The sequence below is a fragment of the Myceligenerans pegani genome (assembly GCF_014892515.1).
GTDB classification, from domain to species: domain Bacteria; phylum Actinomycetota; class Actinomycetes; order Actinomycetales; family Cellulomonadaceae; genus Myceligenerans; species Myceligenerans pegani.
The window spans coordinates 25,222-50,605 of the sequence record NZ_JADBGR010000054.1 but is presented as its reverse complement, the minus strand read 5'-3'; the positions used below and the strand labels follow the sequence as shown (position 1 = coordinate 50,605).

Annotated in this window: 23 protein-coding genes; 8 read left to right on the top strand and 15 right to left on the bottom strand. The window is 73.2% G+C overall.

Annotated elements, in window-relative coordinates; all coding sequences use genetic code 11:
* Positions 1-80: 80 nt before the first annotated feature.
* Genes IIE03_RS04335 through IIE03_RS04325 form a run of 3 tightly spaced genes read right to left on the bottom strand, consistent with a single transcriptional unit; the run spans position 81 to position 2,002 of the window.
* Positions 81-491: a VOC family protein gene (locus IIE03_RS04335; protein ID WP_192861523.1), complete on the bottom strand. Its 411-nt coding sequence runs from the start codon at positions 489-491 to the stop codon at positions 81-83.
* 10 nt (positions 492-501) lie between these two features.
* A complete protein-coding gene (locus IIE03_RS04330; RefSeq protein WP_192861522.1) occupies positions 502-975 on the bottom strand; it encodes a helix-turn-helix transcriptional regulator in 474 nt (157 codons plus the stop codon).
* On the bottom strand, positions 968-2,002 hold the full coding sequence (locus tag IIE03_RS04325) for an ABC transporter ATP-binding protein (RefSeq protein WP_192861521.1): 1,035 nt from the start codon (positions 2,000-2,002) through the stop codon (positions 968-970). The genes IIE03_RS04330 and IIE03_RS04325 overlap by 8 nt, the downstream gene beginning before the upstream one ends.
* Positions 2,003-2,240: 238 nt before the next feature.
* Here IIE03_RS04325 and IIE03_RS04320 point away from each other — a divergent pair, with 238 nt between their 5' ends.
* Entirely contained in the window at positions 2,241-2,447 is a 207-nt protein-coding gene (locus IIE03_RS04320; protein ID WP_192861520.1) for a hypothetical protein, read from the top strand.
* Between the two features lie 95 nt (positions 2,448-2,542).
* Here IIE03_RS04320 and IIE03_RS04315 read toward each other — a convergent pair whose 3' ends face one another.
* Positions 2,543-2,914, bottom strand: coding sequence for a hypothetical protein (locus IIE03_RS04315; RefSeq protein WP_192861519.1), 372 nt, complete (start codon positions 2,912-2,914; stop codon positions 2,543-2,545).
* 331 nt (positions 2,915-3,245) lie between these two features.
* Here IIE03_RS04315 and IIE03_RS04310 point away from each other — a divergent pair, with 331 nt between their 5' ends.
* Complete coding sequence (locus tag IIE03_RS04310) at positions 3,246-4,415, top strand: Lsr2 family protein (protein WP_192861518.1); 1,170 nt, start codon at positions 3,246-3,248, stop codon at positions 4,413-4,415.
* A gap of 34 nt (positions 4,416-4,449) precedes the next feature.
* Here the strand turns inward: IIE03_RS04310 and galE are convergent, their stop codons facing one another.
* Positions 4,450-5,472, bottom strand: coding sequence for a UDP-glucose 4-epimerase GalE (gene galE / locus IIE03_RS04305; protein ID WP_192861517.1), 1,023 nt, complete (start codon positions 5,470-5,472; stop codon positions 4,450-4,452).
* Positions 5,473-5,726: 254 nt separating this feature from the next.
* Between galE and IIE03_RS04300 the strand changes: the two genes are divergently transcribed.
* Positions 5,727-7,109, top strand: a complete 1,383-nt coding sequence (locus tag IIE03_RS04300) for an NAD-dependent malic enzyme (RefSeq protein WP_192861516.1) — start codon at positions 5,727-5,729, stop codon at positions 7,107-7,109.
* Between the two features lie 75 nt (positions 7,110-7,184).
* Positions 7,185-8,660, top strand: a complete 1,476-nt coding sequence (locus tag IIE03_RS04295; protein ID WP_192861515.1) for a tyrosine-type recombinase/integrase — start codon at positions 7,185-7,187, stop codon at positions 8,658-8,660.
* A gap of 84 nt (positions 8,661-8,744) precedes the next feature.
* Here the strand turns inward: IIE03_RS04295 and IIE03_RS04290 are convergent, their stop codons facing one another.
* Positions 8,745-9,707 carry a ribonuclease Z gene (locus tag IIE03_RS04290; RefSeq protein WP_192861514.1) on the bottom strand — a complete coding sequence of 321 codons (963 nt, stop codon included), beginning with the start codon at positions 9,705-9,707 and terminating at the stop codon, positions 8,745-8,747.
* 168 nt (positions 9,708-9,875) lie between these two features.
* Here IIE03_RS04290 and IIE03_RS04285 point away from each other — a divergent pair, with 168 nt between their 5' ends.
* The 3 genes from IIE03_RS04285 to IIE03_RS04275 all read left to right on the top strand — a co-directional run bounded on the left by IIE03_RS04285 (position 9,876) and on the right by IIE03_RS04275 (position 13,344).
* Entirely contained in the window at positions 9,876-10,562 is a 687-nt protein-coding gene (locus tag IIE03_RS04285) for a TOPRIM nucleotidyl transferase/hydrolase domain-containing protein (protein ID WP_192861513.1), read from the top strand.
* 305 nt (positions 10,563-10,867) lie between these two features.
* Complete coding sequence (locus tag IIE03_RS04280) at positions 10,868-11,890, top strand: DNA-binding protein (RefSeq protein WP_192861512.1); 1,023 nt, start codon at positions 10,868-10,870, stop codon at positions 11,888-11,890.
* 215 nt (positions 11,891-12,105) lie between these two features.
* Positions 12,106-13,344 (top strand): CehA/McbA family metallohydrolase, encoded by a 1,239-nt coding sequence (locus IIE03_RS04275; RefSeq protein WP_192861511.1) that lies wholly within the window; start codon positions 12,106-12,108, stop codon positions 13,342-13,344.
* A gap of 18 nt (positions 13,345-13,362) precedes the next feature.
* On the opposite strand, the gene IIE03_RS04270 is transcribed toward IIE03_RS04275, so the two are convergent.
* Together IIE03_RS04270 and IIE03_RS04265 are read right to left on the bottom strand one after the other, a co-directional pair.
* On the bottom strand, positions 13,363-14,043 hold the full coding sequence (locus IIE03_RS04270; RefSeq protein ID WP_192861510.1) for an FMN reductase: 681 nt from the start codon (positions 14,041-14,043) through the stop codon (positions 13,363-13,365).
* A complete protein-coding gene (locus IIE03_RS04265; RefSeq protein ID WP_192861509.1) occupies positions 14,040-15,209 on the bottom strand; it encodes an LLM class flavin-dependent oxidoreductase in 1,170 nt (389 codons plus the stop codon). The genes IIE03_RS04270 and IIE03_RS04265 overlap by 4 nt, the downstream gene beginning before the upstream one ends.
* A gap of 272 nt (positions 15,210-15,481) precedes the next feature.
* On the opposite strand from IIE03_RS04265, the gene IIE03_RS04260 reads away from it, so the two are divergent.
* Positions 15,482-15,826 carry an RNA polymerase-binding protein RbpA gene (locus IIE03_RS04260; RefSeq protein ID WP_123814580.1) on the top strand — a complete coding sequence of 115 codons (345 nt, stop codon included), beginning with the start codon at positions 15,482-15,484 and terminating at the stop codon, positions 15,824-15,826.
* A 173-nt stretch (positions 15,827-15,999) separates the two neighbouring features.
* On the opposite strand, the gene lnt is transcribed toward IIE03_RS04260, so the two are convergent.
* The 7 genes from lnt to IIE03_RS04225 form a co-directional block, all read right to left on the bottom strand.
* Entirely contained in the window at positions 16,000-17,733 is a 1,734-nt protein-coding gene (gene lnt, locus IIE03_RS04255) for an apolipoprotein N-acyltransferase (RefSeq protein ID WP_192861508.1), read from the bottom strand.
* Between the two features lie 152 nt (positions 17,734-17,885).
* Positions 17,886-19,559: an amidohydrolase gene (locus IIE03_RS04250; RefSeq protein WP_192861507.1), complete on the bottom strand. Its 1,674-nt coding sequence runs from the start codon at positions 19,557-19,559 to the stop codon at positions 17,886-17,888.
* Between the two features lie 68 nt (positions 19,560-19,627).
* On the bottom strand, positions 19,628-22,552 hold the full coding sequence (locus tag IIE03_RS04245) for a DEAD/DEAH box helicase (protein ID WP_192861506.1): 2,925 nt from the start codon (positions 22,550-22,552) through the stop codon (positions 19,628-19,630).
* A gap of 57 nt (positions 22,553-22,609) precedes the next feature.
* Complete coding sequence (gene tatC / locus IIE03_RS04240) at positions 22,610-23,377, bottom strand: twin-arginine translocase subunit TatC (RefSeq protein WP_318842792.1); 768 nt, start codon at positions 23,375-23,377, stop codon at positions 22,610-22,612.
* Between the two features lie 3 nt (positions 23,378-23,380).
* Positions 23,381-23,692, bottom strand: a complete 312-nt coding sequence (tatA, locus tag IIE03_RS04235; RefSeq protein ID WP_192861505.1) for a Sec-independent protein translocase subunit TatA — start codon at positions 23,690-23,692, stop codon at positions 23,381-23,383.
* 163 nt (positions 23,693-23,855) lie between these two features.
* Positions 23,856-24,842: a DUF4349 domain-containing protein gene (locus IIE03_RS04230; RefSeq protein WP_192861504.1), complete on the bottom strand. Its 987-nt coding sequence runs from the start codon at positions 24,840-24,842 to the stop codon at positions 23,856-23,858.
* 143 nt (positions 24,843-24,985) lie between these two features.
* Entirely contained in the window at positions 24,986-25,375 is a 390-nt protein-coding gene (locus IIE03_RS04225) for a hypothetical protein (protein WP_192861503.1), read from the bottom strand.
* Positions 25,376-25,384 lie beyond the last annotated feature (9 nt).

Sequence of the window (25,384 nt, the reverse complement as noted above, 5' to 3'; positions counted from 1 at the left end):
GCCCGCAGCGCGACCGTCCACCGAACCGTACTGCGGGACACCGACACGAGCCGTGCCGGCGCCGAGCACGCGATCGGCGGCTACTTCACCTCGTTGAGGCGGATGTGGTTGCCCGCCGGGTCGCGGAACGCGCAGTCCCGGACGCCGTACGGCTGGTCGACGGGCTCCTGGACCACCTCGGCGCCCGCCGCCTGAATCCTGTCGAACGCCTTGTCGACGTCGGGCGTGGCCAGGACGAGCGTCGCGTAGGTGCCCTTGGCCATCATCTCGGTGATGGTCCGGCGCTCGTCCTCCGTGACACCGGGATCCGCGGCGGGCGGGGTCAGGACGACCGAGGCGACCGACCCCGCCGGGGCGACGGTGATCCAGCGCATCGCGCCGTTCCCGACGTCGTTGCGGACCTCGAAGCCGAGGATGTCGCGGTAGAACGCCAGCGACTCCTCGGGGTCGACGTGCGGCATGAACGTGTGGTGAATCGTGATGTTGTCCATGCCCACGACGCTAGGCCCGCGCGGGCGACGACGCTTCTCGATTCCTGACCGGCTTCCGGGCCCGGCCGCCCGTGTCGCCACGCACGGGCCGCGTGACCTGCTTCGCGATGCACGGCGGCATCCCCGCCGTGTCCCGCGCCCCCTCGGTCCGGTAGACGCTCGGCGACACACCGACCAGCTCCGTGAAGCGCGTGCTGAACGTCCCCAGCGACGAGCACCCCACCGCGAAACACACCTCCGTGACGCTCAGGCCACCGCGCCGCAGCAACGCCATCGCCCGCTCGATCCGCCGCGTCATCAGGTACGAGTACGGCGACTCGCCGTAGGCCCGCTTGAACTCCCGGCTCAGGTGCCCCGCCGACATGTGCACCCCGCGCGCCAGCGCCTCCACGTCCAGCGGCTGTGCGTACTCCCGGTCGATCCGGTCCCGCACGCGCCGCAACGACGCCAGCTGACGGAGGCGCTCGCGGTCACCGCTACGCACCCGGGCCCCCGGCGGCCAGCTGCTCGTAGTGCAGGCGTGCCTCGTCGCGGGCGGTGCGCAGCGCGCTGCTGAGGTGGGACAGCTCGACGTAGCCCGCCGGAGCTCCGTCGTCGTCGACGACCACCGCCTTGCCGCTCGCCGTGCGGAGCATCTCCTCCAGGGCGTCGTACAGGGTGGACTCCGTCGTGATCGATCCGGACGACGACGCGCCGCCGTCGTGCTCCCCGTTGATCGGGGCCAGGTCGAGGTCACCGACCTTCTCGAACGCCAGGCCCCGCATCGCCGTGCCCGATCCGATGAAGCTCCGGACGAACTCGTCCACGGGAAAGGCGAGGATCCGCTCGGGCGTGTCGGCCTGGTGGATGACGCTCTGCTTGCCCAGGATCGCGATCCGGTCGCCCATCTTGACGGCCTCGTCGATGTCGTGCGTGACGAACACGATGGTCTTCCTCAGCTCGTCCTGCAGGCGCAGGAACTCGTTCTGCAGGTTCTCCCGCGTGATCGGGTCGATGGCGCCGAACGGCTCGTCCATGAGCATGATCGACGGGTCCGCGCCCAGCGCTCGCGCGACGCCGACCCGCTGCGCCTGGCCGCCCGACAGCTCCTTGGGGTAGCGATTTCCGTACAGGCGAGGGTCGAGCCCCACCATGTCCAGCAGCTCGTCCACGCGCGCGGAGATCCGCTTCCGGTCCCATCGGAGCATCCTCGGGACCGTGGCCACGTTCTCCGCGATCGTCTGGTGCGGGAACAGGCCGATCTGCTGGATGACGTAGCCGATCCGGCGGCGCAGCTGGTCCGGGCTCACGTCCGTGACGTCGTCGCCACCGATGTGGATGCGGCCGCTCGTGGGCTCGATCATCCGGTTGATCAGGCGGAGCGTGGTGCTCTTGCCGCAGCCCGACGGCCCGACCAGGACGATGATCTCCCCCGGAGCGATGTCGAGGGAGAGCTCGGCGACCGCCGGGGTGCCGGCCCCCGCATAGGTCTTGCTCACCCGGTCGAGTCGGATCATCGGTTCGACTGTCATGCCGCCTACGGTGCCCGAATGCGGCCGCCGAAGCCACCTCGCACCCCGGCGCCCGGGAGGATTGCCCCGGGTAACAGTCCATTGCCCGATTCGCTCCCGGCATCGTGATGGGACCGTAACCGCCTTCCCGGCAACGGGAACCGGATCTCGTGCGTCCATGGAAGGAGAGGCGTTCGGCAGGGAAACGCCACGCACGGAGTCATCGCGGGCAGGCACGATGACGGCGAGGGGACGAGCCATGAGCAACATCTCGATCGGAAGAGGCGACTTCACCGACCCGGGCTTCGGGGCCGGGCCCCCGCCCGGGGACGACCGGTACACGGCACCCCGCGAGATCAGCGGGTGGATCCCGCTGCTGGCCTCGGGCATCGCCCTGATCGCGCTGGTCGTCGCAGGGAGCGTGCTGTTCGGGGAGGCGGTCAAGACCGCGCTCGGCGCCCTGTGAGGCGGCGGGCGTCCGAGGCAGGTACCACCAGCGCGCCGCGGCGCGTCACCGCCACGGCGCACCGGTCCCCGGGGCCCCCGACGTCGGGGACCGGCTCATGCGGCGAAGCCGTAGTAGTCGGCACCGACGGTCCACGCGGCGACGGCGAAGGCGGCGAACATCCCGAGCGCGACGACCAGGTTGATCACCGGGTAGCGACGCTCGCCGGGGTCGCGGATCGCGGGCTCGAGGGCGAGTCCCGCCCCGCCCAGGAGCAGGACCAGCGCGACGAACCAGATCGGGAACGTCAGCTCCCCGGTGCGCATCACGCCCTGGACGGCGTCCGACCACCAGTCCACCCAGCGTGGCACCTCGTCCGTGAGGCCCGTCCCCGTGGCCCGCGCCTCGGCGAGCCAGAGGGCCGCGTACGGGATCCCGAGGCCGAGCGCGGCCAGCGCACGCCAGTCGATGACCGTCAGCTTCGCCATGCCTCATCTCGCTCTCTGTCGTTCACCTGTCGTTCCACCGGCGGTCGTCCCGTCGGTGACCGCACCGGCCGCGATTCCTTGTCCAACTTGTGACAATCCGCTGTCCATTGTGCATTCGCCCAGGCCACAGCGCTACCAGGGGCGGCGGCGCGGCTGGTCCGGCGGCGTGTCGCCCCGTGCAGGAGCTCTCGGGGATGATTCGACTTTCGGAGTATTTCGCCTGGTGGCACTCTATGGCCGACGGTGATCCGCGGCCGGCGCGACGCCCCCCAGCGGCCTCCGCGGCGCGCCGTCGCACCCAGGGCGAGGCTGCAAGGGAGCGGACGGGACGATGACATTGGCCAGGTCGGACACCGGCACGCCCGCATACGCCGTCCTCGGCGTCACCACCAGCGGGATCGACCTGGAGCGCGACACCGTCCGCGACCTGTCCGTCGTCCGGCTCGACGAGCGCGGCGGACTGGTCGACGAGTGGGACACCACCCTCGACGAGGGCACCTTCGCCGACCAGGGCGCACAGGTGCGCGACCTGTTGTCGCAGATGGCCGTCGTCACGCACAACGGACGACTCGGCGTCGAGATGCTCCGCCGGGTCCTCACGCGCGCCGGGTGGGACGTCCCCGCCATCGCCCAGGCCACGACCCTGGAGGCCAGCTTCACCTACCTGCCGCGGCTGGGCCGCCGCCGGCTCGCGGACTGCTGCACCGCCGCCGGCGTCCCCGGGCCGGACGGCGAGGCGCCCGGCGAGGCACGGGCCACGGCCGGACTGCTCGTGCGGTTCCTCGACGGGGCCGCCGGCATCACACCGGCCCACGAGCTGACGGGCGTCACGCTGCGCGCCTGGGTCTACCCGTGGCCCACGCGACCCGCCCGCGCCGCGACACCGCGCCCCCGGCCCTGGGTCCGCCCCTCCCCCAGGCCGTACACCCTGGCGGCACCGCCCAGCCACCTGAACGCGCGCCAGCTCGCCGACGGCGCCGCCGACACCGCCGGGCACGAGCACGCCTACCTGATCATGCTCGCCGAGGAACTGGCCCGCGGACGGCTGCCGGAACCGGAGCACGCCGGCCGGAACGCGCGGCCGGACCTGACCGCGGCCACGGAGACCCCCGCGCTGCGACTGCTCACCGAGGTCGCCGCCCTCCTGCGCGTGGAGGACCTCGGCGAGGTGCACCGCGGCTTCGTCAACACCCTGATCGCCCAGGCGATCGAGGAGGACCGGTATGCCCAGGAGCAGCGACAGGAGCTGTTCCACCTCGCCTCACAGCTCGGCGTGCCGTGGTCGGTGGTGCTGGAACCCATCGTGGAGGCCACGCCGATCGACTTCCCCAAGGTCGTGGACAACACGGGCAGCAGCCGCCGCCCCGCCGCGGCCACCGGTGCCGGGCCCAAGGCGATCCGCGCCTGGGCCGCGGCCAACGGCTACGTCATCGAACCGGAGGAGAAGATCCCCTGGAACGTCGTGCGCGCGTTCGAGGAGGCCCAGGAGGAGCAGAACTGACCGCCGAGCCCGCCGGCGCCGGCGGGCGCACCGCTCACGCGTCCGGGTAGCCCTGCGGATTCGCCGACTGCCACCGCCACGTGTCCGCGCAGATCTCGTCGATCGTGCGGGTCGCCCGCCAGCCGAGCTCCGCGTTCGCGCGGGACGGGTCCGACCAGAACGCGGCCAGGTCGCCCGGGCGCCGCGGCCCCACCTCGTACGGCAGCTCCTTGCCCACCGACCGCTCGAACGCGTGCAGCATCTCCAGCACCGACGTGCCCTTCCCGGTGCCGAGGTTGAACGCCCGCACCGGCTCGGCGAGGTCGTCCAGGTGCTCCAGCGCCGCCACATGGCCCTCGGCCAGGTCCATCACGTGGATGTAGTCCCGCTCGCACGTCCCGTCCGCCGTCGGGTAGTCGTCGCCGAACACGGTGAGGCGCTCGCGGCGGCCGACGGCGACCTGGGCGATGAACGGCATGAGGTTGTTCGGGATGCCCTGCGGGTCCTCGCCGATCTGACCGGACGGGTGCGCCCCGACGGGGTTGAAGTAGCGCAGGAGGGCGACCTTCCAGCCCTCGTGCACGGCGGCGACGTCGGACACGAGCCGCTCGATCATGACCTTCGTCTGCCCGTAGGGGGACGACGCCGACAGGTACTCGTAGTCCTCCTGGTAGGGCACGGGCGCCTTCTCCCCGTACACGGTCGCCGAAGAGGAGAACACGAACTTCGACGTGCCCGACCGTCGCATCGCCTCCAGCAGGGAGAACGTCGCGTCGAGGTTGTTCCGGTAGTACTCCAGCGGCTTGTCGACGCTCTCGCCCACCGCCTTGAATCCCGCGAAGTGGATGACCGCGTCGATCCGCTCGTGCTCGAACAGCTGCACCGTCTTGTCGGTGTGCGTGAGGTCGAACGCGTGGAACGGGACGTGCTTGCCGCTGAGCGCCTCCAGGCGCCCCTGCACGGTGGGCTTGCTGTTCGAGAAGTCGTCGACGACGACGACGTCGTGCCCCGCCTCGAGCAGGGACAGGACCGTGTGGGAGCCGATGTAGCCGGCACCGCCGGAGACGAGAACGCGCATGGCCGTCAATCTACCCGGGCCCTCGGACATCGCGCCGGGAGTTTCGCGCTTCGGCCCCGGGGATGTCATCCTTGGCTCACACGTCTCCTCTCCGTGCGCCGTCCGCAGACCCGCGATCCACGCCACGGATCTGCCTCTCTGTTCGCCATCGCCGCACGACGCGTCCCGTTCGTACCGATTCGAGCGTGGTCCGGCCGCCGCATCCGCGGCCGCCGGCCGATCTCGCACGCCCGGGACCACAGGAGGAAAGACTCTTGGCCCTGCCCAGTCCCAGCTACACCGTCACCCTGCGCGTGGAGGTCCCGGCCTCCCAGCGCGCCACCAGCACCGTGGTCGGCGCCGTCGCCGACGCGGGTGCCGCCGTGACCGCCGTCGACATCGCCCACTCCACGCACGAGGGTCTCGTCGTGGACGTGACCTGCGACGCCGTCGACGGCGACCATTCGGACCGCATCGTCGCGACCCTCGACGCGCTGCCGGGCGTGCGCGTGCTCAAGGTCAGCGACTCGACGTTCCTCATGCACCTGGGCGGGAAGATCGAGGTCTCCACGAAGGCGCCCATCAAGAACCGCCGGGACCTGTCCCGGGCGTACACGCCCGGCGTGGCCCGCGTGTGCGAGGCGATCGCGCGGCGGCCCGAGGACGCCCGTCACCTGACGATCAAGCGCAACACGGTCGCCGTCGTCACCGACGGCACGGCCGTGCTCGGCCTCGGGGACATCGGCCCCGCCGCGGCGCTGCCGGTCATGGAGGGCAAGGCCGCGCTGTTCAAGGAGTTCGGCGGCGTGGACGCCTGGCCCGTGTGCCTCGACACGACGGACACCGAGGAGATCATCCGCACCGTCAAGGCTCTCGCGCCGGTGTACGGCGGGGTGAACCTCGAGGACATCGCCGCGCCGCGGTGCTTCGAGATCGAGGCCCGCCTGCGTGCCGAGCTCGACATCCCCGTCTTCCACGACGACCAGCACGGCACGGCCATCGTGGTGCTCGCGGCCCTGATCAACGCGTTGAAGGTCGTCGACAAGAAGCTGCCCGAGGTGCGCATCGTGGTCTCCGGCGTCGGGGCCGCCGGCAACGCCATCATCCGCCTCCTCAAGGCGCAGGGCGCCCAGCACGTCGTCGCGTTCGGCCGGTCCGGCGCGCTGCGCGCCGGCAGCCTCAGCGGCGACCCGCACCGGGACTGGATCGCGCAGCACACCAACGCCGAGGACTTCGCCGGGAGCCTCGCCGAGGGACTGCACGGCGCCGACGTCTTCATCGGGGTGTCGGCGGGCAACCTCCTCACCGGCGCCGACATCGCCGGCATGGCCGACGACGCCGTCGTCCTCGCCCTGGCCAACCCGACCCCCGAGGTGGACCCGGCCGCCGCGAGCGAGACGGCGGCCGTCGTGGCGACCGGACGCAGCGACTACCCGAACCAGATCAACAACGTGCTCGCCTTCCCGGGCCTGTTCCGCGGGCTGCTGGACACGGGCGCGAAGGAGATCACCACCGAGATGCTGCGGGTCGCCGCGGTCGCGATCGCCGAAGTCGTGGGCGAGGACGAACTGAACAGCGCGTTCATCATCCCCGGCGTGTTCGATCCCCGCGTGGCGGAGGCCGTCGCGGACGCGGTACGGAGCGTCAGCGGGAAGTAGCCGGATCTCCGGCCGCGCGGTCGGACCGGCGCGTCGGCACCGGAGCCGCCGAACATGCCCGACTAGTCTTCCCGCATGGCCTACACGGAGACCCGGACCGACCGTGCGGGACGTACCGTCCACGTGGGCCGGTACCGCGTGGACGGCCGGCTGCGCAGCACCCGGCAGATGGCCTCCAGGCGGGACGCGCTCGCCACCGCGCGGCGTCTGGAGGAGGCAGGCAAGCGCGGTGAGTGGGTCGACCCGGCCGCGTCCCGCATCACCGTCGCCGAGTGGTTCGACTCCTGGCAGGCGGGCCGTGCCGACCGCGCGCCGCGCACGCTGGAGGCCGAGCGGGAGCGGTTCCGCTCCCTGGTCGCTCCCCGCTTCGGCGACGTCCCGCTGCGGCAGGTCACGCACGAGGACGTCACCCGCTGGTCCGCCACCATGGTCTCCCCCATCACCGGCGAGGTCGCCTCGGCGGCACGACGCCGCGACGCGATGCGCCTGCTCGTCTCCCTCCTGGACGCCGCCGTCGACGCCCGCAGGCTTCCCGCCAACCCGGCACGCTCGGCGTCGGGCAAGGTCACCGCACTCCCCCGCGCACCGAGGACCAAGCCCCACCGCTACCTCACCCACGAGCAGCTCCGCCGCGTCGCCGACGCCGCCGGCGCCCCCGGCACGCCGTCGCGCACCATGGTTCTCCTGACCGCCCTGACCGGGCTGCGGTGGGGCGAGGTGAGCGCGCTGACGGTGTCCGACGTCGATCCCCTGCGTGCCCGTCTCTCCGTGACGAAGGCCTACACCCGCCTCGACGACGGCACGCTCCTGCTCGGCGACACCAAGACGCACGCCCGCCGCGAGGTGCCGCTGCCCGCCGTCGTGGCGGAGGACGTCGCCGCGCTCATGACCGGCCGCGCCCCCGGCGACCTCCTCTTCCCCGGCGCGACCGGCGCCCCCTTGCGCCGCGAGAGCTTCGACCGCTCGGCCTTCCGCCCGGCCGTGCGCGCCGCCGGTGCGGCGGTATCGATCCTCTCGCAGATCGTCGACGCCGCGTCGGCCGACGGCGTGCCGGCCGACGGCGCCCGGCTGAGCCAGGCGGGCCGCAGCGTGTACGACGACGTCCTGGCGGGCCGCGTCCGCCGGCTCCAGTCCCGGCACGGCATCGAGACCACCGGCACCTGCGGACCCGAGACCTGGGCCGTGCTCGCGGAGCTCGACCGGCCCCGCCGCGACGGGCTGACCCGCGGGCAGAAGCTGAGCCGGACCCGCCTCCTGGCGACACTGGCCCGCACCACGCTCGCCCCGGGCGCCGAGGACTTCGACACCCTCACCCTGCACGACCTGCGGCACACGGCCGCGTCGCTGGCGATCGCGGGCGGCGCGAGCGTCAAGGCCGTGCAGCGGCTCCTCGGCCACGAGTCCCCGGTGCTCACCCTGTCCACCTACGCGGGCCTGTTCGAGGACGACCTGGACGCGGTGGGCGAGGTGATGTCGGCGGGCTTCGCGGCGGCCGGGCCGCCACGCCCGGCGGCCGCCGGACAGCGGGCACTGCGCGCCGTGCCGTCCTGACCACGGCCGTCCGACCGCGGGGCGTACTCGGGGCACAGCTTTCACCGGGAGACCTGCCCCGGCCATGAACGTCAAGGGCCTCGGTCAGCGTCTCCGGGGTACGGGGACGCGATCCAGGTCGTTCGCCACCGTCAGGTCGCCGTCGAAGACCGTGCGGGCCTCGCGTTCGAACGCCAGGGGGCCGGAGCCGTCGGCGGACTCGTAGCGCTGGGAGAAGTGCGTGAGAACCAGGTGCCGCACACCCGCCTCCGCCGCGGCCCGCGCCGCCTGGCGGGCCGTGAGGTGCCCGTACTCGGAGGCGAGGGCGGCATCGCGCTCCAGGTAGGTCGACTCGATGACCAGGAGGTCGACGCCGTCGGCCAGCTCGCCCACCGCATCGCACAGCCGGGTGTCCATGACGAACGCGAAGGACTGACCGGGGCGCGGGACGCTCACCTCCTCGCGGCGCACGACGACGCCGTCGGGCAGCGTCAGCGACCCGTCGCGCTGCAGGCGTCCGACATCGGGCCCGGAGATGCCGCGCGCCGCCAGCAGCCCGGGGTCGAACGACGTCGAGTCGGCCTCCCGCAGCCGGTACCCGAACGCCTCGATCCCGTGGTCCAGTCGCCGGGCGGTCAGCGTCACCGTCGCACGGGAGGGGCGCTCCCCCGGCACGCGCGGCACCACGACGGCCCCGGTCAACGGCTGCAGCACGAGGCGCTCGCGGTGGTGGAACACGGTCGCGTCGCACAGGTTGCGCACCCACGGCTCCCCCGAGGCGGGAAAGCTGACCGGCACCGTGTGCGCCACGCCGTCGAGGCTGATCCGCTGCACGACGCCGGCCAGTCCCAGGCTGTGGTCCCCGTGCAGGTGCGTCAGAGCGATCCGGGTGAGATCGGAGGCAGGAACGCCCGCACGGATCATCTGGCGCTGCGTACCGTCGCCCGGGTCGAAGAGGACCGCCTGGTCGTCCCAGTACAGGACGTACCCGTTGTGGTTGCGGGTGCGGGTGGGCACCTGGCTGGAGGTACCCAGGACGACGAGCTCGCGGGCGGCGGTGCGGGTCACCGCCCGATCCTCTCTCGACCCGCGTCCGGCATCCAGCCGATTCCCCGCCACGACGCCGGACGCGACAACCTGACGCTCGCCGTCCGGGCGGCCGCGCCGCCGGGCGCTCGGGGCGGCGCGGCCGATTTCCCCTTGTCGGTTGCCCGCGTCGCGGCCACGATCGTGTGCATGGTCACCACAGGCGATCGCGCCGCGCCGGGACGAAGGGCGTCGCCCGAGGGCGTCGTCGGCGGGTTCGGGGCGTCCACCCGTGCTGCCGACGAAGCGCTCGCCCTGATGCCGGACGCGGCGACCGTGCTCCTCGTCGAGGGCATCACCGACCGCATCGCCCTGGAGACGCTCGCGGCGGCCGACGGCCGGGACCTGGCGGGCGAAGGCGTCCTGGTCGCGCCGATCGGCGGCGCACACGCCGTCCGCCGCGTGCTGACAGCACTGGCCTCCGCCGCTGCCTCCGGTGTGGCGCGCCCCCGGCTCGGCGGCCTGTGCGACCGGCGCGAGGAGAACGTGTTCCGGCGTGCCCTCACCGAGGCCGGCCCGGCCGCCCCGCGCACCCGGGCCGAGCTCGCGGAGCTCGGGTTCTTCGTCTGCGTCGACGACCTCGAGGAGGAACTGATCCGCGCCGTCGGTGTCCCGGGCGTGCTGGAGGTGTTCGAGTCGGCCGGCGACCTACGGTCCTTCCGCGTGTTCCAGCGGCAGCCCGCCTGGCGTGGCCGGCCTGTCGACGCACAGCTCTACCGCTTCGTGCGCAGCGTCTCGGAGCGCAACCTGCTGTACGCCGGTCTCCTCGCGGAGGCCGCGGCTCGGCAGGGCTCCGCGCCCGAGCCGCTCGCCGGCCTCCTGGAGCACGCGCGGTAGCCGGACCACGTGTCCGAGCGGCGGTCCTGGTCACAGGCGATCACGAGCCGTTGCACGAGTGTCGGGGCGCGCACACTGCTCACCATGTGCTCCTGAGGCGAGCTGTCGGCGCCGAGAACCGCCAGCGAGCCCTGTCAGTCAGCCATTTCTCGCTCTGCACACACCCGCTCTACGAAAGCGGGTGTCATTGTTGTGGGCGTAGTAGTGCCAGTAGTATTGCGCTACTACTGGCACTACTACGTCGGGCCGAAAACCGTGATCCCCCGGATCCCGCACGTCGGCCGCACGACACGAGAGGAATCCACGTGCGCGACAAGGAACGCGTCGTCGAGGCCATCGAGGCGCTCGCCGCCGAGGGCATCTCCCCCACCGTCACGACCGTGCGGGAGCGCGCCGGCTGCTCGAACGCCGCCGCGACGCAGTTCCTGCGCGAATGGCGCGAGGAGCAGGCCGCGCGGCAGGCGCAGGAGTCCGCGGCCGCGGCCCCGCCCGACGCCGTCGACCGGATCGCCCGGCGCGGCATCGCCACGCTCTGGCAGGAAGCCGTCCGCACCGCACGCGAGCAGCACGACGCCGAGCTGTCCCGCACCCGCGACCTGCTGGAGCGCGCCGACGGCGAGGCCGGCGAGCTCGCTCGCGCCGTCGACACCCTGAGCGCCGAGCTCGCCGAGGCGCGCCGCCTGGCCGATCACCTCCGCGAACAGCTGGAGCAGGCGGAAGAGGCGCGCGCCGCCGCGGACCAGGACCGCGCGGCCGCCCAGTCCGCCCGGGCGCGCGCCGAGGGCGAGGTGACCGCCGCCCAGCGGGCGCTCGGCGAGGTCCGGGACGAGCTCGCCGAGGCGCGCACCTCCATGGCCGGCGTCGAGCAGGCCCGGCGCGACGCGGAGCAGGCCCTCGCCACCGCGGACCGGGAGCGCGCGGCCGCCCAGTCCGCCCACGACCAGGCCCAGGCCACCCTCGGCGCGCTCCGGGACAATCTCGACCAGGCCCGCGAGGCCGCGGCCGCCGCCCGGGACGACGCGCGGGCCGCGCAGGCCGAGGCCCGCGAGGCCCGGGACGAGGCGCGTGTGGCCCGTGAAGCCCTGGAGACCGCCCGCGACCAGGCACGCCGCGACCTGGAGACCGCCCGCGAGCAGACCTCCGCCGAGCGCGAGGCGCGTGCCGTCGCCGAGGCGGCCCGTGTCACGGCGGAGGCGGAGCGAGCGACACACGCCGTGGCGCTGGCCCGGGTCGAGGGCGAACTGTCCGCCGTGCGCAAGAACCTCCACGAGGAGCGCGGGGCCGCGGACGACCGGGAGGCGTCCCGCCCTGCGCCGGAGTCCGCCTAGGAATCTGCGGCGCTTCGGCGACCGTCAGGCCGAGCTCGGTCTGGTCAGCCGCGCCTTCGCGCCGCCCGGCGAGCCGGCGGAACCGGGCGGCGCGGTGATGTACTGGCACGTCGACGACATGGGATGCTCGGGTAGCCCGGGTCCGGGCACGCCGCCGACCGCGTACCGCAACGGGGGACGGCAGGTGACGGCCATTCGCGCTAGGCTCGCTTCTCGTGACTCGCCAGGTAGAACGCCTGCTACTGGGTATCGAGGAACAGATCGCGCACCGCTATCTCGAGGTGCCCTTCGATGTGTCCGGAGCCCACGCGATCGAGGTCCGCGTCTCGTACGACCGGCATGCGGCCTCGATCGAGGTGGGCTGCCGGGACCCGCTGCGCTGGCGCGGCTGGTCGGGCGCTGCGCGCGACGGCTTCGTCATCCGCCCCACCCGTGCCACCCCGGGCTACGAGCCGGGCGCCCTGCCCGACGGCGGCTGGGCGGTCGTCCTGGGCCTGCACTCGGTGACGTCCGATCCGATCCCGGTGACCGTCACGGTCGTCACGGACGACGACGCGGCCGACGTCGAGCCCGAGCCGCCCGCTCCCCCGCGGCCGACCAACCCGCGCGCCTCCGAGCGTGGCCTTCCGGCCCCCGCGGGCCTGACCTGGTACGCCGGCGACCTCCACGCCCACTCCACGCACTCGGACGGCAGTCTGTCCCTGCACGAGCTCACGGCCGCGGCGGCGACGCGCGGCCTGGACTTCCTCGCCGTGACCGACCACAACACCGTCTCCCACCATGCGCACCTGCCGGAGGCCGCGGCCCGCTACGACACGTGCCTGCTGCCGGGCCAGGAGGTCACGACCGACGCGGGCCACGCGAACGCGTTCGGTGACGTGGGCTGGATCGACTTCCGCGCTCCGGCCGAGCAGTGGTCGCGTCAGGCCGCCGCGCGCGGCGGGCTCCTGTCGGTCAACCATCCCGTCCAGGAGGACTGCGCCTGGCTGCACGACCTGTCCGACGACGCCCGCGCCCGGGCCGCGCTCGAGATCTGGCACATCTCGTGGTTCCTCAACCCGGCGGCCAGCGCCCCGTGGGCGTTCCTGAGGGAGTGGTCCCGCGGCCGGGAGGTCCCCGTGCTCCTGGGCGGGTCGGACTTCCACACCCCCGAGGCCGGCTTCCCGCCGGGGACACCGACCACCTGGGTGGCGGCCGCGGAGCGTACGCCCGAGGCGATCCTCGAGGCCGTCACCGCGGGCCGCACCTCGATCGCCCGTTTCCCCGGGCCGGGCGAGCCGGTGCTGCTACGGGCGGGCGGCGATCTGATCGCCGTCGACGCGGACGGTACGGTCCTGGTCGACGCCGAGGGCCGGCGTCGCCTGGTGCGTGGCGAGCGCACGGTGTTCCGCCCGGGCACGGGCCCGCACTGCCTGGAGGCCGCCGACCGCACCCTGCTGGCGATCAGCCCCTGACGAGCCCGGACGGGGTGTTCACCCGTCGAGCAGGTCCAGGAAGCTGGGCGTGGTGGCGAACGGGTCGGCGGGCCCGTCGTTGCGGCGCGCGGCGACGCGGTCGGCCAGGGCCCTGGCGGCGCGGTCGATGCGGTCCGGGAGAGGGCTTGCGTCCCGGTCGGTGTCGTGGCCGGTGCCGCCGTCCTTGGCCCAGTCATCCGTCGCGGCGAAGACCGCGGTCGGCACGACGTCGGCGCGCAGGTAGGTGAACAGGGGCCGCACGGAGTAGTCGAGCGCCAGGGAGTGACGCGGCGTGCCGCCGGTGGCGGCCAGCAGCACGGGCATGTTCGTGAGGGCGTCCTTGTCGAGGATGTCGACGAAGGACTTGAACAGCCCGGAGTAGGTGGTGGTGAACAGCGGCGTGACGGCGATGACGCCGTCGGCCCGGGTGAGCTCGTCGATCGCGCGGGCCAGGTTGCCGCCGGCGAAGCCGGTGAGCATCGCGTCCATGATCGCGTGCGCGTGCTCGCGCAGCTCGACGACCTCGATCTGCACGCCGTGGCCGTCCCGTTCCAGTTCGCGGGCGGTGGCCGCGGCGAGCCGGTCGGCCAGCAGCCGGGTCTGGGACGGCTGGGACAGCCCGGCGGTCACGACGACGACGGTGCGTGCCTCGTGCGTGGTGGGGTGCGTGGTGGGGTTCGTGGGGTTCGTGGGGTTCACAGTGCTGCTTCCTCGGCTGCTTCCTCGGCGACGGTTCCGGTGTAGGGATCGACGGCCTCGCCGACGTGGGTGACGCCGGCCTGGCCGGCGGCCCGGGCTGCCGCGACGCGTTCGGCGTGGGTGGGCGGGTTCGCGGGGACGTCGTCGGGCCGCTTGGCCTCGACGATCTCTCGCAGGGCCGGGACGATCTCGCCCGCGAGGAGGTCGATCTGCTCCAGCACGGTCTTCAGGGGCAGGCCGGCGTGGTCGACGAGGAACAGCTGCCGCTGGTAGTAGCCGACCTCCTCGACGAACGCGCCGTAGCGGTCGATCACCTGCTGCGGGGAGCCGACGGTCAGCGGGGTGTCGCGGGTGAAGTCCTCCATGGACGGCCCGTGCCCGTACACGGGGGCGACGTCGAAGTAGGGGCGGAACTCGTCCCAGGCGTCCTGCGAGCGGGGCCGCACGAAGACCTGTCCGCCCAGGCCGACGATCGCCTGGTCGGCGCGTCCGTGGCCGTGGTGCTCGTAGCGCTGCCGGTAGAACCGCACCATCTGCTTCGTGTGGCTCATGGGCCAGAAGATGTTGTTGTGCAGGAAGCCGTCGCCGTAGTAGGCGGCCTGCTCGGCGATCTCCGGGGAGCGGATGGAGCCGTGCCAGACGAACGGCGGCACGCCGTCGAGCGGGCGCGGGGTGGAGGTGAAGCCCTGCAGCGGGGTGCGGAACCTGCCCTCCCAGTCCACGACGTCCTCGGTCCACAGGCGGCGCAGCAGCGCGTAGTTCTCGATGGCCAGCGGGATGCCCTGGCGGATGTCCTGCCCGAACCACGGGTAGACGGGGCCGGTGTTGCCGCGGCCCATCATGAGGTCCATGCGGCCGCCGGAGATGACCTGGAGCATCGCGTACTCCTCGGCGAGGCGGACCGGGTCGTTCGTGGTGATGAGGGTGGTGGCGGTCGACAGGGTGATGTTCTTCGTGACGCCCGCCAGGTAGCCGAGCATCGTCGTCGGGGAGGAGGCGACGAACGGCGGGTTGTGGTGCTCGCCGGTGGCGAAGACGTCCAGTCCCGCCTCGTCGGCGTGTTTCGCGATGGTGAGCATGGCCCGGACGCGCTCGGTGTCGTCCGGGGTGCGGCCCGCCACGGGGTCGCGGGTGACGTCGCTGACGCTGAAGATGCCGAACTGCACGACGGACTCCTCTGGTTGATTCCTGCTAGTCCATGCGTTTGCATGCATGGGGTCGAACCGGTCCCGGCGGGGGTTCATTCCGTGAGATCGCGCACAACTGCCCCTAGTTTGCCGGGATCCCGCTTGCGTGCGCCTCTGCGACGCGTAGCCTTGACAAACAATCGTTTCCGCCCGGGAAAACCTGGAACACGCCAGCATGTCCGTGCGTTGAAACTTCGGACCTTCTTCACGACTGTCTTCAGCCCCCCATTCCCGAGACCCTGGAGGACGACATGGCTGACCGCTCCCTGCGCGGCATGAGCATCGGCTCGAAGAGCATGGAGTCCGACGAGGGCGTGGACTTCGCCCCGCGGTTCCAGGCGTACTACGACTGCCCCAACGGGCACACGATCATCCTTCCGTTCGCGACCGACGCCGAGGTGCCCGCCCTGTGGGAGTGCCGTTGCGGTGCCGAGGCCCTGCTGCGGGACGCCGAGCGGCCCGAGGCGAAGCCGGGCAAGCCGCAGCGCACGCACTGGGACATGCTCCTGGAGCGCCGCACGGTCAAGGAGCTGGAGGAGCTGCTGGACGAGCGCCTCGAGCTGCTGCGGGCGGGCAAGCTGCGCCGCTCCGCGTGAGCACGCCACGTGAGCGCGCGGTGCCCGGCTCCGGGCATCGCCTGACCTGAGAACCGCTCCGAAGAGCGCCGCCGGAATCCCGGCGGCGCTCTTCTGCGTTGCCGGGCCGGCCATCCGCCGTCGTGCTCCGCTGTCGTGCTCCGTCGTCGCTGCCCCGTGTCGCAGCTGCGTCGTCAGCGCACGAGCGCGTCACGGTCGGTGGCGGCGTCCGTGGCGGAGGGTCGTGCCCGGCCGGCCGGGCCGCCTGCCGCCGGTGCCGTCCGGGCCACACGGCGCTCGGTCACGCGTGTCACGATCCGGGCGGTGACGCCCGCGGCGGCGAGGAGGACGGCGGCGATGCCGGCGATCCATCCGGGCCAGTACCCGGCCGCGACGGCGGGGGTGATGGTGTGGCGCAGCGGGAGCGTGGCGGCGAGGGTGTCGTGGGTGAACAGTTCGGCGGAGGCGACGAGTGTGCCGTCGGGGGTGACGATGCCCGAGACGCCGACGGTGGAGACCTGGACGGCGGCCCGCCCGGTGGTGATGGCCTGCATGCGGGTCATGGCGAGCTGTTGGGTGGCTTCCTCGGTCCAGCCGAACGCCGCGTTGTTGGTGGGCACGACCAGGACCTGGGCGCCGTGCCGTACGGCGTCGCGCACGATCTCGTCGTAGGCGACCTCGAAGCAGATGATCGTCGCGATGCGCGTGTCGCCGCCGGCGGCGGGGATGTCCATGACTGCGGGCTGGTCGCCGGGCAGCATGTCGGTGGTGACGCGGTCGACCTGGTCGGACAGGAGGCGTACGAGGGGGCGCAGCGGGATGTACTCGCCGAAGGGTGCGGGATGCTGCTTGGCGTACCGTTCGGTGGCGCCCTGCCCGGCCTGCCACAGCAGGGACAGGTTGTAGCGTCCGCCGTCCGCGGGGTACTCCTGCGTGCCCACGAGGACGGGGGCGCCGACGGCCGTGGCGGCGGCGTCGAGCGCGGCGGCGGCCTGGGCGCTGGTCCGCGGGTCGACGCCGGTGGAGTCCTCCGGCCACAGCACGATGTCGAGCTGTCCGGCGAGTTCCTCGGCGAGCTCGTAGGTGCCTGCGAGGTGGTTGCCGAACAGCTCGGGGCGGGCGGCGAAGACGCCGAGGTCGGGGTCGTCGACGTTGCCCTGCACGGCGCCTGCGCGCAGGACGCCGTCCTCGGCCAGGTCGGTGCCGGCGTCGTGCAGGGTCGCCCCGTCGCCGGTGGCTCCGGCGTCGGACGACGCGGGCAGCGGCAGCGTCGCGGGGGCGACGACGATCGCCGCGGCGGCCACGACCATGCCGGCGGCGCGTCCGTGGGCCGCGACGGCTCGCGGGCGGGCGGCGATCGCGTGGACGGCGGCGGCGAGCCAGAGGCCGGTGAGGCACACGGCAAGGGTGACGAGCACGGTGCCGCCGAGCCAGGCGGCGCGTCCGAGGGGGGCGTCGACCATGGCCCAGGCGAGACGCCCCCAGGGGAATCCGCCGAAGGGGATCTCGCTGCGCCACTGCTCCACGGCGGTGAACACGACGGCGAAGGCGGCCGCCTGCGCGGCTCCGGCGATCAGGGTGCCGTCGCGGCCACGCAGTCCCGCGCGCACGGCGCGGCGGGCCCACGTCCACAGGGCGCCGAACAGCGCGAGGAAGAGGGCCTCGATGACGGACATCGCGATCCACGGCGCGACCTCGGTGGCGTTGATCGCCCACCGCACGTGCGGGAGGAAGAAGGTGATGCCGAACGCGAAGCCGTACAGGGTGTTCCACCAGGCGTGGTCCTCGCGCAGCGCCCACCACAGGAGCGCGACGGCGACGAACGCGCCGGGCCACCAGCCCACGTCGGGGAACGCGGCCCACAGGAAGGCCCCTCCGGCCACGGCGAGGAACAGGCTCAGCAGCCTCTGCGGAGATCGATCGCGCACTCCTGAAGCCTAATCGCTGAGGATGACAACGCCGTCACGGACGGTACCGGCGCCACCGGTCCCTGGCCGCCGGAAACCGGTAGCGACGGCGGCCAGGGACCGAGGAACGAGGTGGCGCGGCGACGGAGCCCGGCGGCTCAGGAGAACACAGCTCAGGAGAGCACGTCGTGGATGACGACGCCGTCGCGCATCGTGTGCAGGCACTCGGGCGTGGGGGCGTCGTCGCTCAGGTCGGGCAGGAGCGGCTGGCCGGCGCGGGCCTCCTGGCTCCAGGAGGACAGGCGGCTGAGGCGTTCGGATCCGGTCTGCACGGTCAGTTCGTCGGCCCGCCACACGGCCAGGTGCGCGGGCGCGCCGACGCGTAGTTCCCCGGCGCCGGTGTTGTCGAGGCCGGCCAGGCGCCAGCCGCCGCGGGTGTGGGCGCGGAAGGCGGCGCGGGCGGACATGCGCTGGTCGGGGTCCTCGTGCGCGGTGGCGGCGCGGACACCGGCCCACGGGTCGACCGGGGTGACGGGCGTGTCGGAGCCGAACGCGAGCGGGATGCCGGCGCCGACGAGGTCGGCGAAGGGTTGCAGCGCGGCGGCGCGGACGGGGCCGAGCCGACCGGCGTACATGCCGGTGGTGCCGCCCCACCGGGCGTCGAACGCGGGCTGCATGGACAGGGACACGCCGTGCAGCAGGAGCGAGGACAGGGCCTGGGCGTCGACGAACAGGGCGTGCTCGATGCGGTGCCGGCCGGCGCGCAGCTGGGCGGGGCCGTCGACCTGTGCGGCGACGCCCAGGCCGAGGAGGACCTCGTCCATGGCGCGGTCCCCGATGACGTGGAAGCCGGCCTGCCTGCCGGTCGCGGCCACGGCGGTGAGGTGGTTGGCGATCTCCTCGGCGGACAGGTACAGGTTGCCGTGCCAGGCGGAGCCGTCGGGTCCGGCGGCGAGGTCGGTGTAGGGGGCGCGCAGGGCGGCGGTCCGGGACCCGATGGAGCCGTCCACGGTGAGGTCGCCGGCGATGCCGGTCAGGAACGGGAGCTCGGCGATCAGTTCGGCGGCGTCCTCCGCGGTCTCGCACAGCTCGCCCCGGTAGGCGACGACGTGCGGGAGCCCGCCGGCGGGGTCGGCGGTGGCGGCCATGATCTCGGCGAGGCCGTCGCGGGTGTCGAGGTGCGGGGCGCTCATCTCGTGCACGGACACGACGCCGCGGCGGGCCCACTCGGCGAGCGCGGCGCGCTGGGCGCGGCTGCGTCGTTCCGGGGACATGCGGCGGGACACGTCGCGTACGTCGTGGTGGGCCTCCGCGGTCAGGACGCCGTCGGGCGCCCACCCGGGGAGCCGGTCGATGCCGGCGGCCGTGGCCAGGGAGCTGGACACGACGGCCGAGTGCCCGTCGACGCGTCCGGCGTAGACGGGGCGGCCGCCGGCGACGTCGTCGAGCTCGGCGCGGCTGAGGGGGCGGCGCTCGGGCCAGGACTGCTCGTCCCAGCCGAACGCGAGGAGGCATTCGGTGCCGCCGGGGTCGGCGGCGTCGAGCCGGCGTGCGCCGTCGGCCAGGGCGGCGAGCGCGTCCGCGAGCGACCGCACGCCGTCGGCCACGGACAGGTCGACCGCTTCCATGGCCAGGCCCGTCTCGAGGACGTGCACGTGCGCGTCGACGAATCCGGGGGTGACGAGGGCTCCGTCGAGCTCGACGACACGGTCCGCGCGGGCTGCGAGGCCGTCGGCGGTGTCGTTCGCACCGAGCCAGGCCACGAGGCCGTCGTCGACCAGGACGGCCTCGGCGAACGGGTCTGCGGCCGAGTGCACGACACCACCGCGGTACAGGATCGATGTCACGGCATGAACCTTAGGTGATTCGCCCGGTCAGGGCTCTGGTCAAGGGCTCGGGCATCACGGCCTCGGGGTCAGAGACTCGAGTAGGCGACGACACCGCGCAGCACCGCCTCGTGGGAGCGGCGGGCGGTACGGCGCAGCCTGTCGGACGGCGCGGCGTCGGCGAGCTGGTCGAGCACGTCCAGCACCTGCTTGCACCAGCGCACGAAGTCGCCGGCGGCCAGCTCGTGCCCGGAGTCGAGGGCCGCGCTGAGCGGCCTGCCGCTGGCCCAGCGGTGCACGGGCGCCACGATGCCGAGGTCGAGCCGGCCGGTGGCCTCGATGCCGTGCGCCTCCTCCAGGTCGTCGACCTCGGACCAGACACGCTGCGTCTCGTCCAGGGCACGGGCCAGCGCCCCGCGGGGCCCGCCGGGCACGAACGGTTCGCTCTCGAGGTCACGACGGCCCTGGTAGACGACGGCGGACACGACCGCGGCCAGGCCCGCCGGGTCGAGCTCGTCCCAGATGCCGCGGCGCAGGCACTCGGCCAGCAGCAGGTCGTTCTCGGCGTACAGGCGGCGCAGCCACCGTCCCGACTCGGTCACGCGCAGCCCGGCGGCATGGTCCGGCCCCTCGGCCGTCTCGGCCACGTACCCCAGCTCGGCGAGCACGTCCAGGGTGCGGTCGAAGGTGCGGGCGATGCCGCCGGTGCGGCCCTCGACACGGCGCACGAGCTGGTCGTGCTCCGCCTTGAGCCGGCGCCACCGCTCCGCCCAGCGGGCGTGGTCCTCACGTTCGGGGCACCCGTGGCACGGGTGGGCGCGCAGCCCGGCCCGCAGCCGGCTCAGCTCCGCGTCCGACGCCGCGTCTCCGCGCGCCGACCCCCCGGAGCGTCCCGCCGCACGGGCCGAACCCTCCGCCCCGCGCGTGTCCGCCTCACTGACGGCCGCACGCAGCCGCAGCGCCAGGTCGCGCCGCACGTCCGCCTTGCGCGTGTTGGCCCCCTTGGGGATCTTCACGCGCGCGACCGTCCGCACACCCCCGGGCACGTCCGCCAGCGTCAGGCGCTTGACCTGCCGCTCCTGCGTCAGGACGGTCGGCCGCGGCCCGTCGAACCCGCCCGGCTCCCCCGGATCCAGGACCAGCACGTAGCCGCGGCGCCGCCCCGTGGGCAGCTGCACCACGTCACCCCGCCCCAGGCTCTCCAGCTCCGCCACGACCTCGGCCCGCCGCGCGCTCGTCGCCGCCCGCGACAGCTCCTTCTCCCGCTCGGAGATGTCGGCACGCAGCCGCGCGTACTCGGCGAAGTCCCCCCGGTCGCACGCCATCGCCTCCGCGTACCCGTCCAGCGCCTCCGCATGCGCACGCGCCTGCTTCGCCAGCCCCACCACGCCCCGGTCGGCCTGGAACTGCGCGAAGCTCGTCTCCAGCACCTCCCGCGCCCGGTCCCGCCCCACCTGCGCCACCAGGTTGACCGCCATGTTGTACGTGGGCCGGAACGAGGACCGCAGCGGATACAGGCGCCGCGACGCCAGCCCCGCCAGCGCCTGCGGATCCAGGCCGTGATGGTCGACGACGATCGCATGCCCGTCGGTGTCGATCCCCCGCCGCCCCGCACGGCCGGTCAGCTGCGTGAACTCCCCCGGCGTGATCGGCTGATGCCCGGTCCCGTCCCACTTGACCAGCTTCTCCAGCACCACGCTCCGCGCCGGCATGTTGATGCCCAGCGCCAGCGTCTCGGTCGCGAACACCACCTTCACCAGCCCGGCCGCGAACAACTCCTCCACCGTCTCCTTGAACACCGGCAACAGCCCGGCATGATGCGCCGCGACACCGCGCTGCAGCGCCTGCGACCACGACCAGAACCCGAGCACGTCCAGGTCCTCCGGCGGGATCGCCGCCGTACGACGCTCCACCACCGCACGGATCCTCGCCTCCTCGGCCGCGCTCGTCAGCCGCAGCCCCGCCCGCAGGCACTGGTCCACCGCGCCCTCGCAGCCCGCCCGCGAGAACACGAACCAGATCGCCGGCAGCATGCCGTCCGCGTCCAGCGCGTCCACCACCGCGAACCGCGGCGGCGTCCGCCGCCGCACCACGCCGGTCGCCCCGCCCGCCGAGCCCTCGTCACCGACCTTCCGGCCGCCCCGGCCCCGGTAACCCCGGTCCCCGCGACCCCGGTAACCCCGGCCCCTGCCACGCCCCGGACCGTGGTCCCCCGCCCGGCTCCCGCGGAACGCCGCCGCCAGCTCCGGGTTGATCGGCGGGTTCTTCCCCGGGTCGAACGGATCCACGTGCCCCGCGTACAGATCCAGCATCCGCGGCCGCCCCCGCGGCTCCGCCGAGCTCAGCTCCACGTGCTGCCACAGCGGCACCGGCCGGCGCTCGCTGACCACGACGGCCGTGTCACCGCGCACCATCTCCAGCCAGTCGCCGAACTCCTCGGCGTTGGACACCGTCGCGGACAGGGACACCAGCTGCACGTCGTCGGGCAGGTGGATGATGACCTCCTCCCAGACCGGGCCGCGGAACCGGTCGGCGAGGTAGTGCACCTCGTCCATCACGACGTAGGCGAGCCCGTCGAGCGCCGCCGAGCCGGCGTACAGCATGTTGCGCAGCACCTCGGTGGTCATGACCACCACGGGGGCGTCACCGTTGATCGTGGTGTCACCCGTCAGCAGGCCCACGTTCTCCGCGCCGTGCCGCGCGGCCAGGTCGGTGTACTTCTGGTTGGACAACGCCTTGATCGGCGTCGTGTAGAACGCCTTGCGCCCACCCGCCAGCGCCAGGTGCACGGCGTACTCGCCCACCACCGTCTTGCCCGCCCCGGTGGGCGCCGCCACGAGCACGCCGCGACCCGCCTCCAGGGCCTCGCACGCCGCGACCTGGAAGTCGTCGAGCCGGAACCCGAGGCGCTCGCGGAAGGCGTCGAGCTGGGGGACCTCCTGGTCCTGCGGGCCCCGGTGGCGGGATGCTGCGTAGCGCTCGGCGGGGCTGAGCTCGTCGGCACGGCGTGTCATGGGGCACAGACTACGTGGGGTCGGCCGGCGGGTCGGGTCGTGGTCCGTGCGCCGGGTTCACAGGTCCGCGAGCTTCTTCTCCTGGCGCCGGTCGTGCAGCCAGGCGATGCCGAGGGCGACGAAGTAGAGCAGGCAGATGGGCAGGGCGACCAGGATCATGGTCCAGGGGTCGGGGGTGGGGGTCATGACGGCCGCGAAGGTGAACGCGACGAGCACGGCCCAGCGCCAGCCCTTGGCCATGGAGGAGGCCGGGAGCACGCCGGTGAGGTTGAGTCCGGTGAGCACGACCGGGGACAGGAACGCGAGCCCGAACGCGATGAGGAGCCGCATCACGAGGGACAGGTATTCCTGCGCGTTGGTGAATCCGGTGGCGTCGTCGGGCAGGAAGCCGGACAGGATCTGGATGGCGTGCGGGAACACGAACCAGGCCATGAGGGCACCGCCGAGGAACAGCGGGATGGCGGCGCCGACGAAGATGTAGGCGTACCGCTTCTCCTTGGTGGTCAGTCCGGGGGTGATGAACGCCCACAGCTGGTACAGCCACCAGGGGCAGGTGAGGAAGACGGCGAGGAACAGCGCGGACTTGATCTTCAGGTCGAGCGCCGCCATGGGGCCCGCGAAGTTCAGCGTCATCTCGTTGCCGCGCATCTCCTCGGCGGCCACGAGGGGCTGCTGCAGGGCCTGCAGCAGGGGGTCGTACAGCAGCCAGCCGGCGACCGCGCCGACCACGAGGCCGAGCGCGACCAGGACGATGCGCTTGCGCAGTTCCTTGAGGTGGTCGATCAGGGGCATCCGGCCGTCGGCCGCACGCCTGTTTCGTGCCATGCGTCACGCCTTGGGGGCGTCGTCGCCCTTGGAAACACCGCCGTAGCCGTCACGTGTCATACCCGGGATCGGGTCGTCGTCCCTGCGTGCGGTGTCGTTCTGCCTGGTCGTTTCGCCGCGCCGGACGTCGTCGTCCCGGCGGTCGTCTCGCCTGGTGTCGTCGTCGCCGTCGGAGCGCAGTTCGTTGATCTCGCGCTTGAAGATCTTCATCGACTGGCCGACGCTCTTGGCCAGGCCGGGCAGTCGGGTGGACCCGAACAGCAGCAGGATGACGGCGATCAGGACGATCCAGTGCCACGGCTGTAGGGCGCCCATGGTGACTCCTTGTTCGTAGGACGTGGCCGGGTGCGGTCCGGCCCCGAACGGACTGATAGGTCGATCCTACGCACGAACGGGGGCCTGGCGGTAACCCCCGGCCGCCTGCCCGGTGACGGCGCGGTGTCGTGCGGGCGTGTCGTGGTCGTCCCTCCTGCGCCGGTCACGGCCGATGATGGCCGGTGGGTGAGCCGGAGCCCGGCATCGGGGGCGGCTGCTGTCCCGGGTGGCCCGGCCGTCCGGGGTGGCCCGGCATCTGCGCGATCGCGCGGGCCCGCTCGGCCTGCTTCTCGCTGCGTCGTGCCGCCTGGCGGCGCAGCAGGGGCCGCAGCGCGAGGTATCCGAGCCCGCCGACGACGGCCCATGGCAGCAGCGCGCCGACGATCACGATCAGCACGTTGAAGCTGCCCACCAGGCCGGTCCAGCCGGCGGACAGGCCTCCGACGAACCCGGCGGGCTCCGCCTCGATCGGCGGTCCTTCGGTCCGGATGTCCAGGTGGAGGGTGGACAGGGCGACCTCGTCGCGGAGCCGGTCGCGTTCGGCCCGGAGCGCGTCGAGGTCGGCCTGGCGGGCGGTCAGCTCGCTCTCGATCTCGAACAGGTCGCTCATGGTGTCGGCGTCGGACAGGAGCTCGGTGAGACGGTCCACGGAAGTGGCCAGCGCGTCGATCCGTGCGTCCAGGTCCTGCATGCTTCCGGTGACGTCCTGCGTCTCCAGGCGCCGGTCGGTCACGTCCCCGAGCTCCTCGAGCGCGGACAGTATGTCGGTGACCTGGTCGGCGGGGACGCGCAGGGTCAGGGACGCGGACCCCTGGGACCCGTCGGCGCCGGCGGCCTCGTCGCGCGACTCGACCCGCCCGCCGGCGTCCTCGGTGAGTTGTGCGACCTCCTCGGCGGCCGCGAACGGGTCGGTGGCGACCAGCGTGGCGTGCCCGGTCGTGACGAGCTGCCGTGCGACGTCGTCGCCCTGCCCGGCAGCGTCCTCGCCCCGTGCGCCACCGTCTGCGCCGCCGATGTCCTCGGGGGCGGCGTCGGCGGCGTCCGCGCCGGCGACCGGTGCCCCGGCCTCGCCGGCGTCGGATCCTCCGCCCGGGGCCGAGCATCCGGCGAGCAGGGCGCCGGCCAGGGCGACGCCGATCACTGCCGGCACGAGCTTTCTCCTCGTTGTTCCCATGCCTCGATCATGTCCCGCCAAAGACGATTATTTCCCCTGTTCACCGAACCGTGACGAGGACGTGACTCGTCGTGACGGGTTCGTGACCAGGGCGGACGTCGCGCCGACGGGGAGGCGGCTCAGCGGGCGTCGTCGTCGTGCGCGTGCGGGTCGTTGAAGTGGCGCCATTTCTCCCAGGTGACGCGCTGGCGGGCGCGGCGGGCGGCCCGGCGGGCCGTGCGGGCCTCGCGCAGGACGGCGAGGCGGGCGTAGTGGGTGGTGAGGTCGTCGGCGAACATGCTCGGACGGTGCGGTTCGCTGTCGGCGCCGTCCGGGCGTGGCCGCTCCTCGGCGGCGTTCAGGGCCGCGTCCAACCGGATCATGGCCGGGCCGTGGAGCTCCTCGGCGCGGTCGAGCTCGCTCATCAGGGCACGGAAGGCACGCCAGAGCCATCGGGCCAGGAGGATCGCGCCGATGACGGTCGCGGTCACGAGGACCGCCCAGAGCGTCACCCAGAACCAGACGGACATGACGGAACC